Source organism: Microbacterium sp. W4I4, assembly GCF_030816235.1.
Classification (GTDB): Bacteria; Actinomycetota; Actinomycetes; order Actinomycetales; family Microbacteriaceae; genus Microbacterium.
The window spans coordinates 3,206,854-3,222,633 of sequence record NZ_JAUSXT010000001.1 but is presented as its reverse complement, the minus strand read 5'-3'; the positions used below and the strand labels follow the sequence as shown (position 1 = coordinate 3,222,633).

The 15,780-nt window shown below is 66.2% G+C and carries 13 protein-coding genes; 4 read left to right on the top strand and 9 right to left on the bottom strand.

Features of this window, described 5'->3' with window-relative positions; genetic code table 11:
* Nucleotides 1-160: 160 nt before the first annotated feature.
* The gene (locus tag QF046_RS15195; RefSeq protein ID WP_307371395.1) at nucleotides 161-868 is read right to left on the bottom strand and encodes an aspartate/glutamate racemase family protein; all 708 of its coding nucleotides are present in this window, start codon (nucleotides 866-868) and stop codon (nucleotides 161-163) included.
* A 2-nt stretch (nucleotides 869-870) separates the two neighbouring features.
* Nucleotides 871-1,467 carry a TetR/AcrR family transcriptional regulator gene (locus QF046_RS15190; protein ID WP_307371393.1) on the bottom strand — a complete coding sequence of 199 codons (597 nt, stop codon included), beginning with the start codon at nucleotides 1,465-1,467 and terminating at the stop codon, nucleotides 871-873.
* Nucleotides 1,468-1,575: 108 nt separating this feature from the next.
* On the opposite strand from QF046_RS15190, the gene QF046_RS15185 reads away from it, so the two are divergent.
* Nucleotides 1,576-2,142 carry a hypothetical protein gene (locus tag QF046_RS15185; protein ID WP_307371391.1) on the top strand — a complete coding sequence of 189 codons (567 nt, stop codon included), beginning with the start codon at nucleotides 1,576-1,578 and terminating at the stop codon, nucleotides 2,140-2,142.
* Nucleotides 2,139-3,548, top strand: a complete 1,410-nt coding sequence (locus QF046_RS15180) for an NAD(P)/FAD-dependent oxidoreductase (protein ID WP_307371389.1) — start codon at nucleotides 2,139-2,141, stop codon at nucleotides 3,546-3,548. The genes QF046_RS15185 and QF046_RS15180 overlap by 4 nt, the downstream gene beginning before the upstream one ends.
* Nucleotides 3,549-3,657: 109 nt before the next feature.
* Here the strand turns inward: QF046_RS15180 and QF046_RS15175 are convergent, their stop codons facing one another.
* The 4 genes from QF046_RS15175 to QF046_RS15160 are packed head-to-tail and all read right to left on the bottom strand — an operon-like array spanning nucleotide 3,658 to nucleotide 8,957.
* Nucleotides 3,658-5,739: a glycoside hydrolase family 2 protein gene (locus tag QF046_RS15175; protein ID WP_307371387.1), complete on the bottom strand. Its 2,082-nt coding sequence runs from the start codon at nucleotides 5,737-5,739 to the stop codon at nucleotides 3,658-3,660.
* A 2-nt stretch (nucleotides 5,740-5,741) separates the two neighbouring features.
* On the bottom strand, nucleotides 5,742-6,656 hold the full coding sequence (locus QF046_RS15170) for a carbohydrate ABC transporter permease (protein ID WP_307371385.1): 915 nt from the start codon (nucleotides 6,654-6,656) through the stop codon (nucleotides 5,742-5,744).
* Between the two features lie 2 nt (nucleotides 6,657-6,658).
* Nucleotides 6,659-7,576: a carbohydrate ABC transporter permease gene (locus QF046_RS15165; RefSeq protein WP_307371383.1), complete on the bottom strand. Its 918-nt coding sequence runs from the start codon at nucleotides 7,574-7,576 to the stop codon at nucleotides 6,659-6,661.
* Nucleotides 7,577-7,589: 13 nt separating this feature from the next.
* Nucleotides 7,590-8,957, bottom strand: a complete 1,368-nt coding sequence (locus tag QF046_RS15160) for an ABC transporter substrate-binding protein (RefSeq protein WP_307371381.1) — start codon at nucleotides 8,955-8,957, stop codon at nucleotides 7,590-7,592.
* 144 nt (nucleotides 8,958-9,101) lie between these two features.
* Between QF046_RS15160 and QF046_RS15155 the strand changes: the two genes are divergently transcribed.
* Entirely contained in the window at nucleotides 9,102-10,109 is a 1,008-nt protein-coding gene (locus tag QF046_RS15155) for a LacI family DNA-binding transcriptional regulator (RefSeq protein ID WP_307371379.1), read from the top strand.
* A gap of 119 nt (nucleotides 10,110-10,228) precedes the next feature.
* Nucleotides 10,229-13,312, top strand: a complete 3,084-nt coding sequence (locus tag QF046_RS15150; protein WP_307371376.1) for a ricin-type beta-trefoil lectin domain protein — start codon at nucleotides 10,229-10,231, stop codon at nucleotides 13,310-13,312.
* A gap of 368 nt (nucleotides 13,313-13,680) precedes the next feature.
* On the opposite strand, the gene QF046_RS15145 is transcribed toward QF046_RS15150, so the two are convergent.
* The 3 genes from QF046_RS15145 to QF046_RS15135 are packed head-to-tail and all read right to left on the bottom strand — an operon-like array spanning nucleotide 13,681 to nucleotide 15,774.
* Nucleotides 13,681-14,457: an enoyl-CoA hydratase/isomerase family protein gene (locus tag QF046_RS15145; protein WP_307371375.1), complete on the bottom strand. Its 777-nt coding sequence runs from the start codon at nucleotides 14,455-14,457 to the stop codon at nucleotides 13,681-13,683.
* A gap of 1 nt (nucleotide 14,458) precedes the next feature.
* On the bottom strand, nucleotides 14,459-15,220 hold the full coding sequence (locus QF046_RS15140) for an SDR family NAD(P)-dependent oxidoreductase (protein ID WP_307371372.1): 762 nt from the start codon (nucleotides 15,218-15,220) through the stop codon (nucleotides 14,459-14,461).
* A gap of 59 nt (nucleotides 15,221-15,279) precedes the next feature.
* Complete coding sequence (locus QF046_RS15135) at nucleotides 15,280-15,774, bottom strand: VOC family protein (protein WP_307371370.1); 495 nt, start codon at nucleotides 15,772-15,774, stop codon at nucleotides 15,280-15,282.
* Between the last annotated feature and the right edge of the window lie 6 nt (nucleotides 15,775-15,780).

Below are 15,780 nucleotides of genomic sequence, written 5' to 3'. Positions count from 1 at the left end.
CTCCATTGATCGAGCCGTTGCCGGGGGGCGCTGATTCCGGCCGAAAGTGTCGAACCGGTTCGACAGCATTAAAGCATCGAACGAACGAAAGAAGCAAGAGCCTCCTCCGGATGCTCCTATGCAGCCCGAGTTCGTCCGCGCCGATCTCGGCGCGCGATCGTCATGACCCCGTCTGCGGCCCGACCCCGGCCGCGGCGAGCGCGGCATCCACGTGCAGCGCCGTGGTCGGGAAGACCCGCACCGACGAGTCCGCGGCGGAGATGAGCAGCTCGATCTCGGTGCATCCGAGGATCACTCCCTCAGCGCCGCGTGCGGCGAGGCGATCGATGATCCGGCTGTATCGGTCTCGTGACTCCGGGCGGATGACGCCGTGCACGAGTTCGTCGTAGATCACGGCGTGCACGACGGCGCGATCCTCGGCATCCGGGATCAGCACCTCGATGCCCCGGGCCTCCAGCCGCTCCCGGTAGAACGGCTCCTCCATGGTGAAGGCAGTGCCGAGCAGTCCGACGCGGCGGACGCCCGCGTCGACCACCGCATCCGCCGTCACGTCGACGATGTGCAGGAAGGGGACGTCGACGGCCTGCTCGATCCGGTCGGCGACGAGGTGCATGGTGTTGGTGCACAGCACGATGAGCTCTGCCCCGCCGAGCTCGAGACGGCGGGCGTGCTCGGCCAGGAGCGCACCCGCGGCATCCCAGTCCCCCGCCGCCTGAAGGGCCTCGATCTCGGCGAAGTCGAGGGAGTCGAGCAGGATGCGCGCGGAATGGTGGCCGCCCAGATGCCGGCGCACCTGCTCGTTCGCCCGGCGGTACCACTCGAGCGACGACTCCCAGCTCATGCCTCCCAGCACACCGATGGTCTTCATGCTCAGCTGCGCGCGGGCTCGACGATCGACGTGAACGCCGCGCCGAGCGAAGCGGCGACCTCCTCGGGTGCGCCGAGGTAGCCGTTGACCATCGCACCGTCGCGCAGCAGCATCAGCTGACGCGCGGTGGCGGCCACGTCTCGCACTGCAGCCTCTCGCGCGACGCCCTCGAACTTGTGAAGCATCCAGGCGCGATGCGCGTCGACGGTCATGCGCACCGGGTCCTCGGCATCCGCGAACTCCGCGGCGGCGTTGATGAAGGCGCAGCCGCGGAAGCCCGGCTGGCAGCTCGCCTCGCCGATGCTCGTCGCGAAGGCGCGCAGCGACCCGATCGGGTCGCCCTTCTCGATGACGCTCTCCATCCAGGCGCGCTCCGCGGCCGCCTGCTGCTCGAGGTACGCCACGACCAGATCACCCTTGGTGCGGAAGTGCCGGTAGAAGGTCACTTTGGTGATGCCGACCATCTCGATGATGCGGTCGGCACTGGTCGCGCGGATGCCTTGGCTGTAGAAGAGCTGGTTCGCCGCGTCGAGGATCCGCTCTCGCGTAGCCCCGCGCCGTGCGGGCGCCTTCTCGGGATCTGATCCGTCAGCGTGCATTCTCACTCCGTGCGTCGGGCTGGGTTGCGCCAGCGATGACAACAGTCTATGGTTCTTCATGTAGACGTACTAGTTACTCTACATAACCTGTCTCAGTAAGGAAACCTCATGACCACTTCCACCACCGTCTCCCCTCCGACGTTCAGCCGTGCACTGCGACGGCTGTACTTCATCAGGGCGGCGTTCACCGTCGTCTGGGCCGTGCTGCTCGTCATCGCCGCCATGAACGCCGGCCCCCTCTTGACCGTTCTGCTCGTCATCTACCCGCTCTTCGACGCGGGCGCGGTGCTCTGGCAGCTGCGCGCCGACCCCGCCAAGGACCGGTCCTCGGCATCCGAATGGGTCAACATCATCGTCAGCGTGCTCGTCGCCATCGCCCTCGGCGTCGCATCGACGTTCTCCACGTCCGCCGCGCTCATCGTCTGGGGCATCTGGGCCGTCGGCGCAGGCATCCCGCAGCTGATCTCCGCCATCCGCAACCGCCGCACCGGTGGCCAGGTGCCGCAGATGCTCAGCGGCGGCATCTCCGTGTTCGCGGGCACATCGTTCGTGATCCAGGGACTTCAGGGAGCACAGGGGATCGTGGGCGTCGCAGGTTACGCGACACTCGGTGCGATCTTCTTCCTCGTTTCGGCCATCCGTCTCAGCAGCATCATCCGGAAGGACGTACGATGAGCGGCCAGGTGCAGACCACCGATTACGACCTCATCGTCATCGGAGCCGGTTCGACCGGCGAGAACGTCGCTGACTACGCGACCAAGCGCGGCGTGCGCGTCGCGATCATCGAGGACGAGCTGGTCGGAGGCGAGTGCTCCTACTGGGCGTGCATGCCTTCCAAGGCGCTGCTGCGCAGCGGTCACGCTCTTCGCGCCGCCCGTCGTCTGGCAGGAGCCAAGGAGGCGGTCACCGGAAGTGTGGATGCATCCGCTCTTCTCGCTCGCCGCACGTCCTTCACGGACGGCTGGAGCGACGAGGGCCAGGCCGCGTGGGTCAAGTCCGCCGGGATCGAGTTGATCCGCGGACGCGGACGCCTCGTCGGCCCCGGTCGGATCCAGGTCGGAGACCGCGTGATCACCGCAAAGGCAGTCGCCCTCGCGACCGGATCGGTTCCCGTGTTCCCGCCGATTCCCGGACTTGCTGATGCCGCACCGTGGGGCACCCGCGAGGCGACCTCCGCCGACAGCGTGCCCGAGCGCATCATCGTCATCGGCGGCGGTGTGGCCGGCACCGAGTTGGCCTTCGCCTTCTCGTCGCTGGGCTCCCAGGTGACCATGCTCTCCCGCTCGGCTCTGCTCGAGCGCGAGGAGCCGTTCGCCGGAAAGTACGTCACCAACGCTCTCGCCGCGGACGGAGTCGATGTGCGCATCGGCGCCACCCCCGTTCAGGTGAAGCGCGACGCCGACGGCATCGTCACCGTCACGCTGGACGACGGCACCTCACTCCAGGCTGACGAGCTGATCGTCTCCACCGGTCGCCGCCCCAGCACCGACGGACTCGGTCTTGAGACGGTCGACCTGGACGGCGCCTTCACAGTGGACGAGACGATGCGGGTCGACGGCACCGACTGGCTCTATGCCGTCGGCGACGTCAACGGCCGGGCGCTGCTCACGCACCAGGGCAAGTACCAGGCGCGTGCGGCCGGTGAGGCGATCGCCGCTCGACTCACCGGGGCAGCGGTCGACGACGCTCCGTGGGGGCAGCACGTCGCGACCGCCGACAACGTCGCGGTTCCGCGCGTGGTGTTCTCCGACCCGGAGGTCGCCGCCGTCGGGCTCACCGAGCGCGCCGCTCTCGAGAGCGGCCTGAACGTGCGCGCCGTGGAGTACAACATGGGCTACGTCGCAGGCGCCAAGCTGCACGCGGATGGCTACACCGGCCGCGCGAAGCTCGTCGTCGACGAGGACCGTCATGTCGTCGTGGGCGCCACGTTCGTCGGCCAGGACACGGCGGAGCTGCTGCACGCCGCGACCATCGCGATCGTCGGCGAGGTCACGATCAATCGGCTCTGGCACGCGGTTCCCGCTTACCCGACCATCAGCGAGATCTGGCTCCGCCTGCTCGAGACCTACGGCCGGGCCTGACCCGCAGCATCTCTCGGCTCGCGCCGGCAGACGAAGAAACCCCCGCGATCCCGGTTCTCCGGGATCAGCGGGGGGCTTTTCCGTGTCAGGGGGCTTCAGATGGGGCGAATCAAACGGTCCGCGCGCCTCGCCGGTTCGGAGCCTCGACCACGGCCGCATCCAGGAAAGAGCGCGCCACGATGCGGCCGGCGTCGTCGACCGCCCAGATCAGCAGGCGGCCCGCCTCCTGACGCTCGGCGACAGCGAACGTCAGTGCGGCCGACAGCCGGAACGGCTGCACCTCGACCGATTCAGTCGTCTCGGTGGCGGCCACGATCGCATCCGTCGGCGTTCCTGCCGGAACCCAGGCGCTGCGGATCTCGAGCGTCAGCGGCTCCGTCCCATGATGCGACACGCGGACGCCGAGCTCGAAGCCGGCTACCGGCGTCGCCAGGTCCGCCCCCGCCTGCGCGGGGATGACATCGAGGACGAGCACCGTCTCCGCGTTCACGTCGGCAGGTCGGCATCCGCCCCAGTCCTTGGACTTCCGATCCGCGGTCAGCAGACCGGCGCACTCGTGCTCGACGTCCGAGAACTCGGTGTAGACGTACCCGGAGTAGCGGTCGTGGCGGCGCAGCTCCTGCGTCTCCCACCGCAAGTGCCAGGCGCGCTCAAGGCTGGTGAAGCCCTCGCCGTACTCGCTGTTGAGGATCGGAACCCCCGTACGGGGGAACGACGCCGACCCGTAGAGAGACTTGTCGACCGTGAAGTCGGGGCCCAGACGCACCGGGAACGTCTCGCGGTCTCCGGATGCCAGATCAGCCACGGCCTGCTTCCACGTGGCGATGTCAGGCTCGTAGTAGTGCCAGTCGACCAGGTCGCTGCGCACGTGCGCCCAGCCGGAGTTCTCCACGATGGGGCGGGTGTCGTCGATGGCGCGCAGCAGATCGTACGCACGACTCGCCGCCTCGGCACGCTCGGGGCTGCCCGGGATGTCCCAGTCCAGTCCCCACTCCTCGTTGTAGAGGCCCCAGATCACGATGCTGGGATGGTTGCCGTCGCGCTCGACCATCGCGGGGATCTGCGTCTCGAAGGCGGCGGCCGCAGCATCCGAAAAGCGACTGGGGCAGGCAGGCTCCGCCCACACCAGGGTTCCGGTGACATCGGCCTCGTGCAGCCAGATCGGGTCCTCGAACTTCAGGTGCTTGCGCACGAGGTTGTATCCGAGTTCCCGCGCCAGCGCGATGTCGCGGCGCAGCGCCTCGGCATCCGGGGCGGTGAGACCGGTGTCGGGCCAGTAGCCCTGGTCCAGCACCCCGCGCACATAGAGCCGCGAGTCGTTCAGCCACAGCTCCTCGCCGCGCGCCTCGATGCGGCGCAGGCCGGCCGTGGCGACGGTCGTGTCGGTGTACTCGTCGTCGCCGACGACGATCTCGACGCGGTACAGGTGCGGATCGGCAGGCGACCACAGGCGCGGCCCGGCGATCTCTATCCGGCCCTCGGCGCGGCCGGAGGCGTCGGAGGTCAGCGCGACAGCGAAGTCGGTGCCGACGACGCGCGCCTGCACCTCGGCTCCTGCGGGCGCGTCGCCGTTCAGCTCGACGCGCATGTCGACGCCGGTGAGACTGTCGCCGCGCAGCGAGATCAGCCGCGCATAGGTGCGGCCGCGCGCCTCCAGCCAGACCGGCTGCCAGATTCCGGAGGTCGGCGTGAAGGATACGCCGTCGTAGTCATCGCGCGGGATCGAGCGCTGCTTGCCGTGCACGATCTCGCGCTTGTCGGCCGGAGCTTCGACGTCGACCGACAGCTCCGACTCGACGCCGGGAACCAGGAAGTCAGTCACGTCGAGCTCGAAGGAGTCATGGCCGCCGACGTGCTCGCCGACCAGAGTGCCGTCGATCCGCACGGTCGCGCGGTGGTGGACAGCGCCGAAGTTCAGGACGATCCGTCTGCCGGTCCACTCGGCCGGCGCCGTCACGTGCCTGCGGTAGACAGCGCGCTCGAGCCAGGTCCGGCCGATTCCTGATGCCGTGGTCTCCCAGGCGAAGGGCACCGTGATGGCGTGGGTCTCGTCCTCGAAGTCGAAGTCCCAGAGACCGTTGAGACTCAGCCAGCGCGCCGACCGGTCGACATCGGGCCGGGGATACTCCGGGCGAGGGATCACCTCCTGGTCAGTGGTTCGCAGGGACGGGAGGGTGGTGGATAGCGACACGTTCAGCCTTTCACGCTGCCGGCGAGGATGCCGTTGATGAAGTGACGCTGGAGCAGGATGAAAAGCACCAGCAGGGGGATGAGGGCGATGGAACTCGCAGCCAGGAGCTCACCGGTGACGGTGGCGTAGTCCGCGCCGATCCGGTTCCCGGTGATGTTCTGAGCGAGTGTGGACAGGACGACCTGGAGGGTGGCCATCCGTTCCGAGCTGGCGACGATCACCGGCCAGACGAAGTCGTTGTAGATGTTCATGATCGTCAGCACGGCGAGGCCGGCGAGGCCGGGACGGATGACGGGGACGATCACGCGCCAGAAGATCCCGAACTCGCTGCATCCGTCCACGCGCGCAGCGTCGAGCAATTCGTCGGGCACCGCGCTGATGACCTGTCGCATCCAGAAGATCGCGAAGGCGTCGATCGCACCCGGCAGGATGAGGGCCTGATAGGTGTTGACCCAGCCGAGGGCCTTCATCTCCAGAAGCAGCGGGATGATGAGCACGATCGTCGGCAGCATCAGGGTGATGAGCACGGTTCCGAAGATCAGGTCCTTGCCGACGAACTGATACTTGGCGAAGGCGTAGGCGGCCAGCGGTGCGAAGAACAGCGTGATGCCGCCCTTCACGACCAGCACGATTCCGGTGTTGAGGAATCCGAGTGCGATGGGCACGTCCTGGAACATCGCGGTGAAGTTATCGAGCGTGAACGTGGACGGATCGAAGCCCAGCGGATCGCGGATGATGTCGTTGGGCTGCTTGAACGAGGAGACGACGGCCCAGGCGACGGGCGCGAGGAACGCGATCAGCAGCAGCATGAGGAACACGTGCGAGCCGGTCCGCAGGCCGGCGCCGCTCTCCCTTCGGCGGCGGGGCGCGATGGGCACCGCGATCTCCGGAATCGTGCGGATGAGGGTGTCGGTCATGATCAGTCCTTTGCCCTCAGCAGGCGTACGAAGAACAGCGAGAGCACCAGCACGAGGATGACGAGCAGGAACGAGTTGGCGGCTCCCGTGCCCAGGTCGCCCCGCGTGATGTGGTTGTAGAGGTAGTAGCCCGCCGTGGTCGTCGAGTTGTACGGGCCGCCCTGCGTGACGACGAACGGCTCGGCGAACATCTGGAACACGGCCAGGGTCTGCAGCACCACCGCGAACATGATCGTGCGGCGCAGCAGCGGTACCGTGATGCTCCATAACTGCCGCAGCCGGGAGGCCCCGTCGATCTCGGCGGCCTCGTAGATCGAGTTGTCGATGGACTGCAGCCCGGAGAGCACGATGATGACGATGAAGCCCGTGGTCTTCCACAGGAACAGCAGCGCCAGGGTGGGCTTGGACCACGCACTCGTCGTGAGCCAGCCGATGTCGGGCAGTCCGAACGTGCCGAGGACGGCATTGATGGCGCCGTACTGCTGATCGAACAGCACGACCCAGATCTGCGCGACAGCAACCAGCGGTGTGACGAACGGGACGATGAACGCGACCCGGTAGAGGCCGCGCAGTCTCAGCTTCGCGGAGTTCAGCAGCACGGCGACCACGACCGAGAGAACGATCTGGATCGGAAGGATCAGCAGCCAGAGCACCGCCGAGTTGGCGAGCGAGTTCCAGAAGGCCTCGCTGGTGAGCAGATATGTGTAGTTTCCCCAGCCCACCCACTCCGCGGCGCCGGAGCCGTGCCAGTTCGTGAAGCTCAGTCGCGCGGTGAAGATCAGCGGGTACACGCTGAACGCGAGGAAGATCACGATGAACGGGAGGACGAAGAGGTACGGCGCTGAGCGTCGTTTCAGCTTCGCGGCACTCGAACGGCGGCCGAGCTGCGGCACCGCGGGGTGGAGGGTCGGGGTCGTCATGCGGGTCGGTCCGTCACTGCCTGTCGATGAGGTTGGTCTGGATGCCTTCGGTCGAACTGCTGATGACCTCGGCCGGAGCGAGATCGCCGTCCAGCATCTTCTGGATGTCGTTGCCGAGGTAGTCCACGGCTCCGTTCCACCAGGCCGGGATCGACGAGCCGCTCGGGATCTGCGCGCCTGCGGTGGTCGCGACCTCCCACAGGTCCTGTCCGCCCAGTGCGTCAAGGGGTTGGAAGAGGGGCTTGGCCGGGTCGGCGGCGGGCAGGTAGGCAGGGATGGATGTGTTCAGCCCCGCCGGGTAGATGTCGTTGACTCCCCAGACCGCGTTGTATCCGGTCTCGTCGTACATGAGGAACTCGTAGAACAGCCAGGCCAGCTCGGAGTTCTCGCCGTCCTTCGGCAGGACGAACGAGGATCCGCCCATCGCGCCGCTGCGAGCACCGCCGGACTCCCAGGCCGGAAGCTCCATGGCACGCCAGTCACCGCTCGTCTCCGGCAGCAGCTGCTGCGGTGCGAAGTCGAACCAGATGGCCCACGGGTAGAACACCTGGTTGCCGTTCTCGAGCTCGGCGATGTCCGTCGGGCTCAGGTATTCGGCGCGGGTTCCCAGCCCTTCCGTCTGCACGGTGTCGAGGAAGGTAAGGATCTGCGTGTACTCGGGGCTGTCCAGACGCAGCTCACCATCGGCGTTCGCGAGCGACGTGCCCAGCTGGCTGGCGTACATCTCGAGCTGCAGCTGACCGAGGAAGGCGCTCTGCTCCAGGTGGATCGGATGTGATCCGGGTTTCGCGGCCTGATAGTCGCGGGCAGCCTCGAGCAGATCGTCGTAGGTCTCGATCGAGGTCGCGTCGATGCCTGCGGCTTCCAGCGCGGCGGCGTTGTAGTAGAGCAGTCCGGGGTTGAGGTCGTAGGGCACGCCGTAGATTCCGCCGCCGACCGTCGTCGCGTCGATCTTCTGCGGCGCGATGTCGGCGAGATAGGGCTCGAGCACGTCGCTGAGGTCCCAGAGGTGATCGGAGTAGCTGCCGACGAGCGCGTCGTCGAGGAACACGCCGTCGGGGACGTCGGTGCCGGTGATGAGCGTGTTCTGAAGTTTCGCGTTGATGTCGACGGCCTCGTGGTGCACGGTGATGCCGGGGTACTTCTTGTTGAAGTCGTCGATGACGGAGTCGAAGACCTCGTACAGGTCGCCCGAGCGATCCCAGATGGTGATCTCTCCCTCGGGCTGCGTCGAGGTCGGCGCCTGCAAGCGGTCGGATGCCTCGTCATCGCTCGAGCCGGACGTGACGCCGGGGCCGCAGGCGGTGAGCGCCAGCGCGGTGGCGGCGACGGTGCCGACCGCCAGGAGGCGGACACCCGACTGTGTCGTTGTGCGGTTCATGGACACTCCCTTGTGTGGTGCGTGATGTGTGGGTGGATCGTGATGTGTGGGTGGATGGATGCCACGCTGACGGGCCAGCACATTTGCCATCGTATGCAAAAGCTAGCGGATGTTTGCACACGTTGCAAGACCTATGATGTACACATGTCAGCCACGCTCCGTGACGTCGCCGAGAAGGCCGGGGTCTCCATCCGGACGGTGTCGAATGTCGTGAGCGACTATGCCCACGTCAGCACGCGGATGCGCGAGCGCGTCCTCGCCGCGATCGCCGAGCTGGACTACCGCCCGAATCCGATCGCCCGCACGCTGCGGACAGGTCGCACGGGGATGCTGGCACTGGTCGTCCCCGAGATCGACGTGCCGTACTTCAGCCAACTCGCCCGCGACGTGATCGACGCGGCCGCCGAGGTCGGCTACCGGGTGATGATCGATCAGACGGGGAACGATCACGAACGCGAGAAGGAGCTGCTGCTCGGCGAGAACCGCACGATGCTGTTCGACGGCATCCTGTTCAGCCCGCTCGTGACGCGTGCCGAGCTGCTCGAGATGAAGCGGGCGACGACGATGCCACTCGCGCTGCTCGGCGAGCACGACTTCGACGGACGATTCGATCACGTCGCGATCGACAACGTGGCGGCCGCTCGCGATGCCGTCGATCATCTCCTGGCTTCGGGCAGATCGCGCATCGCCGCCATCGGCGCGCAGCCCGATGAAGAGTTCGCGACGCCGCGCCAGCGCACCGCCGGGTACGAGGCGGCTCTCGAGGCAGCGGGCATCGAGGTGGACCCCGAGCTCATGCGCCCGTCCGCGCACTACGGGCGCATCGACGGATACGAAGCCACCGTCGAGCTGCTGCGGATGCGTCCGGATGCGATCTTCTGCTACTCGGATCTGCTCGCGATGGGCGCCATGCGTGCAATCTTCGATGCCGGACTCCGCGTTCCCGAGGACGTCGCGGTGATCGGCATCGACGACATCGAAGAGGGTCGGTTCGCACGCCCCTCGCTGAGCACCGTCTCGCTGGACACGCCGTTCATCGCCCGCGAGGCGATCCGGGCGATCGTCGCCCGAATCGATGATCCGAGCGTCGCTCCGACGCAGATCGTCGCGCCGCACCGCCTCCTGCCGCGAGAGAGCACCGCCGCCGTCTGAGCCTGGGCGCGTCATCCGCAGTTCTTCGCGATCACCTCTTGCAACGTGTGCAAACTTGTGCGACTCTGCTTGCCGACGTCTGCAAATCAGCCGGCGCATCCAGAGAAGAGGAGTTCCCAATGGAGGGGACCTACCCCCACGCCGTCCCTGTGCGGCGCACGGCGGCACTCGCCATCGCCGCAGCCCTGGCCTTCGGCGGCCTCGTACTGACGCAACCGGCGCCCGCCGCGGCCACCGAACCGGGTGACGTGCTTTACAACCCTGCGAGTCAGGGCCATCCGGACGGCAGCGGCGGATACCCGCGCGCGATCCGGCTCGATCACGACGACTCCGCGACCGAGAACTATCTCGCGACCGTCGCCGCACAGGATCCGGCGCAGCCGACGGAACTGCCCGTCTACCGCAGCGTCGACGGCGGCGAGAGCTGGGCGAAGATCTCGACTCTCACGTCCCACACCCCAGGCTGGGACCTGGAGGCGCCGACCCTCTTCGAGGTGCCTCGCGACATCCCCGGACTCGACGCCGGCGATATCCTCGCCGCGGGAACCGCCTGGGATGTCGGGGACTACTCGGCACAGAAGATCGAGGTGTTCCGCAGCCAGGACGGCGGCGAGAACTGGCAGTATCTCTCCAATTGCACCCAGACCTCCGGCCTGCCCGACACCTGGGGCCACGGCATCTGGGAGCCCGTGTTCATGGTCGCGCCGGACGACACACTCGCCTGCTTCATCTCCGACGAGCGTCCGGCCGGAACCGCGACGAACAACCAGATCATCGGCCATTACATCTCGGATGACGGGGGTCGCACCTGGAGCTCCGACCAGACAGTCGATGTCGCGTTCCCCGATGACAACCTGCTGCGTCCGGGCATGCAGACCTTCGCCGCACTGCCCGATGGGCGGGTGGCGATGAGCTACGAACTGTGCCGCGACGCGACCGATCCCGACCACGCGTGCGAGACGCACATCAAGTTCAGCGACGACGGCCTGGACTGGGGGCCGCTGGGAGAGAGGGGAACGCTCGTGCAGACAAGCGACGGGCGCCAACTGCTGCACACCCCCTACATCTCCTGGCTGCCCGGCGGCGGCCCGAACGGAACCCTGCTCATCTCGGGCCAGCGCGTCGTGTCCGGACCGACCGGTGACAAGCTGGTGCTCGCCGAGTCCGGAATGGTGCTGTTCGCCAACACGAATCTCGGCGAGGGTCCGTGGACCGAGGCCACCGCACCGGTGACCGTACAGCCGACCGGCGACTACAACGAGAGCACGCCTGTGCCCGGATGCGCCGGATACTCCACGCCGATGATCCCGCGCGACGACGGCACGAGCTACGTCTACTTCGCCGCGCAGTGGCTCGGCACCGCCGAGCAGTGCGAGGTCCGCTTCGGCATCGGCGCCCTGCCGGGTCCGACGGGCCAGGTCGTGAACCAGGGCCCGCCGGCGGGTCCGCAGCGCTGCCTCGACGTCGACACCAACACCGCCGTCAGCGGCAATGCCGCGCAGTTGTGGGAGTGCAGCACGGCCACCGGTCAGCAGTGGGCATTCGGCGAAGACGGCACCGTGCGCGCCTTCGGATACTGCCTGGACGTCGACGCCAACCGGACCGCCAACGGCTCGAAGGTGCAGCTCTGGGACTGCATCGACGGCTCTCAGGCACAGCAGTGGGTCGTGCTCCCGCACGGTCAGCTGAAGAACCCCCAGTCGGGACGGTGCCTCGATGTGCCGGCAGGCGACAACTCCAACGGTACGCAGCTGCAGATCTGGGACTGCCTGCCTGGCGCCTGGACGCAGACGTGGAGCATGCCGGTGGCAGTCGACGACAGCGGCTGGCGCACCGTCTGGACGCAGTCGCAGCAGCGCGTGTCGACGAAGGCCTTCGGAGACCAGTCGATCCGGATGATCACGCGTCTCGCTCAGGGAGGCGAGAAGCTGCGCATCCGACTTCAGAACCAGTTCGGCGACGGGCCGATCACCATGGATCAGACGACTGTCGCGCTCAGCGCGGGTGGCGCGGACATCCAGTCGTCGACGCATCACGTGCTGACCTTCGGCGGATCCGAGGCGGTGACGCTCGAACCAGGGACCGAGGCGTGGAGCGATCCGATTGCTTTCGAGACGACGGATCTCGCTGACCTGGCCATCAGTTTCTACTTCAGCGACGACGTGAAGATGAGCCTGCACGACCGGGCGGGTCGCGACAACTACGGCGCCCCGATCGGCTCGGGCAACAGCAACGCGCAAGCCTCCGGCGGCTCCTACGGAGAAGCCCTGCCGTGGACGTACATGGTCAGCGCCGTCGACGTCTACGACCCCGCTCTTGCGGGCACGATCGTCGCCTACGGCAGCTCGGTCGTCGACGGCAACGGCAGCGAGCGCCACGCGGACGGTACCAGTGCCTTCGGCGAGTACCGCCGCTGGACCGACGATCTCGCGCGGCGGGTGGATGCCGAACTGCCCGAAGCGCAGCAGTTCGCCGTGGTCAACGAGGGCATCGGCGGCACCGCCGCCGCGGCGGTCTGCGCGGGCGGAGGTCTGGACGGCGAGTCCCGACTGGGCCGGGACGTCCTCTCCCTGACCGGCGTGACCGGCCTCATCTACTACTACGGCACGAATGACCTCGCGTTCGGATGCGATGATGCGCAGATCGTGGCCGCCATGAAGTCCACGTTCGCTCGGCTTCATGACGCCGGTATCGAGGTCTACGCCAGTCCGGTGACGCCTCGATCCAGCTACACGGCGCAGCAGAACGACTATCGCGATGCCGTCAACGAATGGGTGCGGGCCGGCGGGAACTGCTCGGGCTACTGCGATGCGGTTCTCGACTTCGACACCGTGCTTCGGGATCCGTCGAATTCGGATGCGATCCTGGCCGGCTACGACGCGGGAGACACCATCCACGCCAATGTCGAGGGACAGCAGGCGATCGCCGACTCGATCGACCTGTCGGTGCTGCGCGCGGATGCCGGTGGTGCTGACGCCGTCGCGAGCGTCGTCCCCTCCGCGCAGGTGGAGAAGCTGCGCGGCTCGAAGAACCGACTGACCGTCACCGTCACCGAGACCCGCGAGAGCGGCGCCGTCGAGAAGCTGACGGATCGGTTCGAGATCGCCAAGAACTCGACCGGCACGTTCGACGTCGGCGAGTACCGGGTGCACATCAAGACCAAGGGCAACACCCGGGTCCAGGAGGTGACGCTCGTCGAGTAGCGCCATCACTGCATGAAGAAACCCCCGCGATTCCTGTGTTTCCAGGGATCTGCGGGGGTTTTTCTGGCGGTGACGGTGGGATCTGAACCAGAGTCGCTGACATCTTCGTGGATCCTATTCAATCCACGACGCCGAAATTATGTGGATTCGCCCCCGCCCAACTCCACCTGGAACGGGCTTCGATCCGGCTCGATCTTGTGTGTTCGTGGGCGAAATGTGGGAGGCGAACTCGTATTGTCCGCTTGTGCAACCGAGCACATTTGAGTCCACCGTGCTGCTCCACGTCCGCAGGGTCGCGGTCGGTCCCTAGTCTGCGACGACTACTGATCCGTTTCGTCTGGGCCTCGAGCAGGAACTGCTGCCCCGGACTATCGACTCGCCGCGCGGCGGGAGGACCGCGCCATGAACGCCTCGACTAGTGCCTGCGCCCGGGGCGTCTCGAGTGCAGCACCCACCGTACGAGCTTCCTCATCGAGATGATCAGTGAGCGCGGCCCCCTCCGCTGATCGGACGAGGCGCTTCGCGAGGCCATATGCGCCCGGAGCACTGTCAAGCCAGAAGCGCGCGATTTCAGTAGCTCGATGTCTCACAAGCTCGGGTGCGACAACCTCTGCCACGAGCCCCCAGTCAAGCGCTTCAGCGGCGCTGAGGAGCCGATCTTGCAGCACCAGTTGAAGCGCCCTGCGTTGCCCCACCACTCGGCCAAGTTGGGCGGAGACCGACAGGTCAGGCGTCAGACCGATATTGGCATAGAGACTACCGATCCGTGAGTCTGTGCCCACGATCGCATAGTCGCTGGCAAGCAAGATACCAAGCCCGCCCCCAGCCGTAGTCCCTTGCGCGGCCACCACCACGGGGATAGATGACTCAGTCAGGGCGCGAATTCCACGATTGATAACCCGGACAAGTTCCGTGATTGCTTCACCGGAGAAGCCACCGTCGGCCATCGCGAAGACGTCTCCGCCCGCGCAGAATGAGCGACCCACCCCCTCAAGGAGTATCGCCCCCACGTCGTCGCGTGATACGGCATCCTCACAAGCATCCGCCCATAGTTCGGCCAACTCAAAGTCAAACGAGTTCATCCGGTCGGGCCGGTTCATCATTATTCGAGCAAGCCCATCATCGACCGCGTAGTCGAGCTTCATGTCATCGACCGGCCATCCGAATAGCGCCGTCGAGACGGATCGTTTCTGCGTTGAGGTAGCCGTTCTCTACTAAGTGCATCACGAGTGCGGCGTATTCGTCCGCACGCCCCAACCTGGACGGGTACGGCACTTGCTGCCCGAGTGACTCCTGCGCCGCCAGCGGCAGCCCCAGGAGCATTGGAGTCTCCATCGTTCCCGGAGCAATCGTCATTACTCGGATTCCGAACCGTGCCAACTCCCGCGCAATCGGCAACATCATAGCGTGCACGCCGCCTTTGCTCGCAGCATAGGCTGGCTGACCGATCTGGCCCTCGAAAGCGGCCACGCTCGCTGTGTTGACAATCAGTCCCCGATCGCTGTCCTCACCCGGTTCATTCTCGATCATCGCCGAGGCGGTCTGCGAAATAACGTTATAGGTGCCGATGAGGTTGATGCCAATGACGCGTTCGAAGTCCTCAAGTGAGTTGGGGCTTCCATCGCGACCGAGAACCTTCGCGGGCGGTGCGATGCCTGCACAGTTTACGACCACCCGAATCGGACCGCGCGCGACCGTCATCGACACTGCGTCACGAACCTGCGTTGCGCTCGTCACGTCCGTCGGGATGAAGATTCCGCCGAGCTCGGCGGCCACTTCCGCACCCACCGATTGAGGGAGGTCCACAATCGCGACGGTCATCCCCGCCGCGGCAAGCCGCCGTGCCGTGGCAAGGCCGAGCCCGCTCGCTCCGCCGGTGATCAGGGCGCATGCGCCATCAACATTCATTTTTCGTCCCTTTAACCTTGATGCTGCTCATACGAGAAGTTGCCTGCGCGTCGACGGGCTTATCGGGTAGTGTCATCCAGCGGGTTGTACGGTGTGACCCCGTCGTCCGCGAAAACCGGCTGAATATCAGTACCTACGTACTCAAGCCTCACACCGTTCAGCGCGGACTTCTCTGTGAACCAAAGAATTACGTCACCGGCGTCATTGAAAACCTTGCCGTCAGCCGGAATGTCAATGGTTGCGAGGGCTTTCATCCGCGCTTCCACATCCGGGTGATCAACAAATCCCAAGTGGTGGAAGCCTTCACCCTCATACGCGCTGTGGGTCCCCTTTCCGGTGAACTCCATCAGTTCGACATGCGGCGTCCCCTCCACGGAGAAGGCAATTCGGGCATCATGTGCGTGGGGCACCTCGCCACTGTGATCCGAATAGGAATCTGTGCGGTACCGTGCAATTGGGCCAAACGTGTACCCAAATACGATCGACCATTTTTCCATTGCCGCCTCGAGATCTTCCACGAGGAAACCAATGTGATGAATCAATTGTGCAGACATTTATCC

Coding starts and splice junctions, on each gene's coding strand:
- QF046_RS15195 (WP_307371395.1), bottom strand. CDS start 868: ATGAAGACCATCGGTGTGCTGGGAGGCATGAGCTGGGAGTCGTCGCTC.
- QF046_RS15190 (WP_307371393.1), bottom strand. CDS start 1,467: ATGCACGCTGACGGATCAGATCCCGAGAAGGCGCCCGCACGGCGCGGG.
- QF046_RS15185 (WP_307371391.1), top strand. CDS start 1,576: ATGACCACTTCCACCACCGTCTCCCCTCCGACGTTCAGCCGTGCACTG.
- QF046_RS15180 (WP_307371389.1), top strand. CDS start 2,139: ATGAGCGGCCAGGTGCAGACCACCGATTACGACCTCATCGTCATCGGA.
- QF046_RS15170 (WP_307371385.1), bottom strand. CDS start 6,656: ATGACCGACACCCTCATCCGCACGATTCCGGAGATCGCGGTGCCCATC.
- QF046_RS15165 (WP_307371383.1), bottom strand. CDS start 7,576: ATGACGACCCCGACCCTCCACCCCGCGGTGCCGCAGCTCGGCCGCCGT.
- QF046_RS15160 (WP_307371381.1), bottom strand. CDS start 8,957: ATGAACCGCACAACGACACAGTCGGGTGTCCGCCTCCTGGCGGTCGGC.
- QF046_RS15155 (WP_307371379.1), top strand. CDS start 9,102: ATGTCAGCCACGCTCCGTGACGTCGCCGAGAAGGCCGGGGTCTCCATC.
- QF046_RS15150 (WP_307371376.1), top strand. CDS start 10,229: ATGGAGGGGACCTACCCCCACGCCGTCCCTGTGCGGCGCACGGCGGCA.
- QF046_RS15145 (WP_307371375.1), bottom strand. CDS start 14,457: ATGAAGCTCGACTACGCGGTCGATGATGGGCTTGCTCGAATAATGATG.
- QF046_RS15140 (WP_307371372.1), bottom strand. CDS start 15,220: ATGAATGTTGATGGCGCATGCGCCCTGATCACCGGCGGAGCGAGCGGG.
- QF046_RS15135 (WP_307371370.1), bottom strand. CDS start 15,774: ATGTCTGCACAATTGATTCATCACATTGGTTTCCTCGTGGAAGATCTC.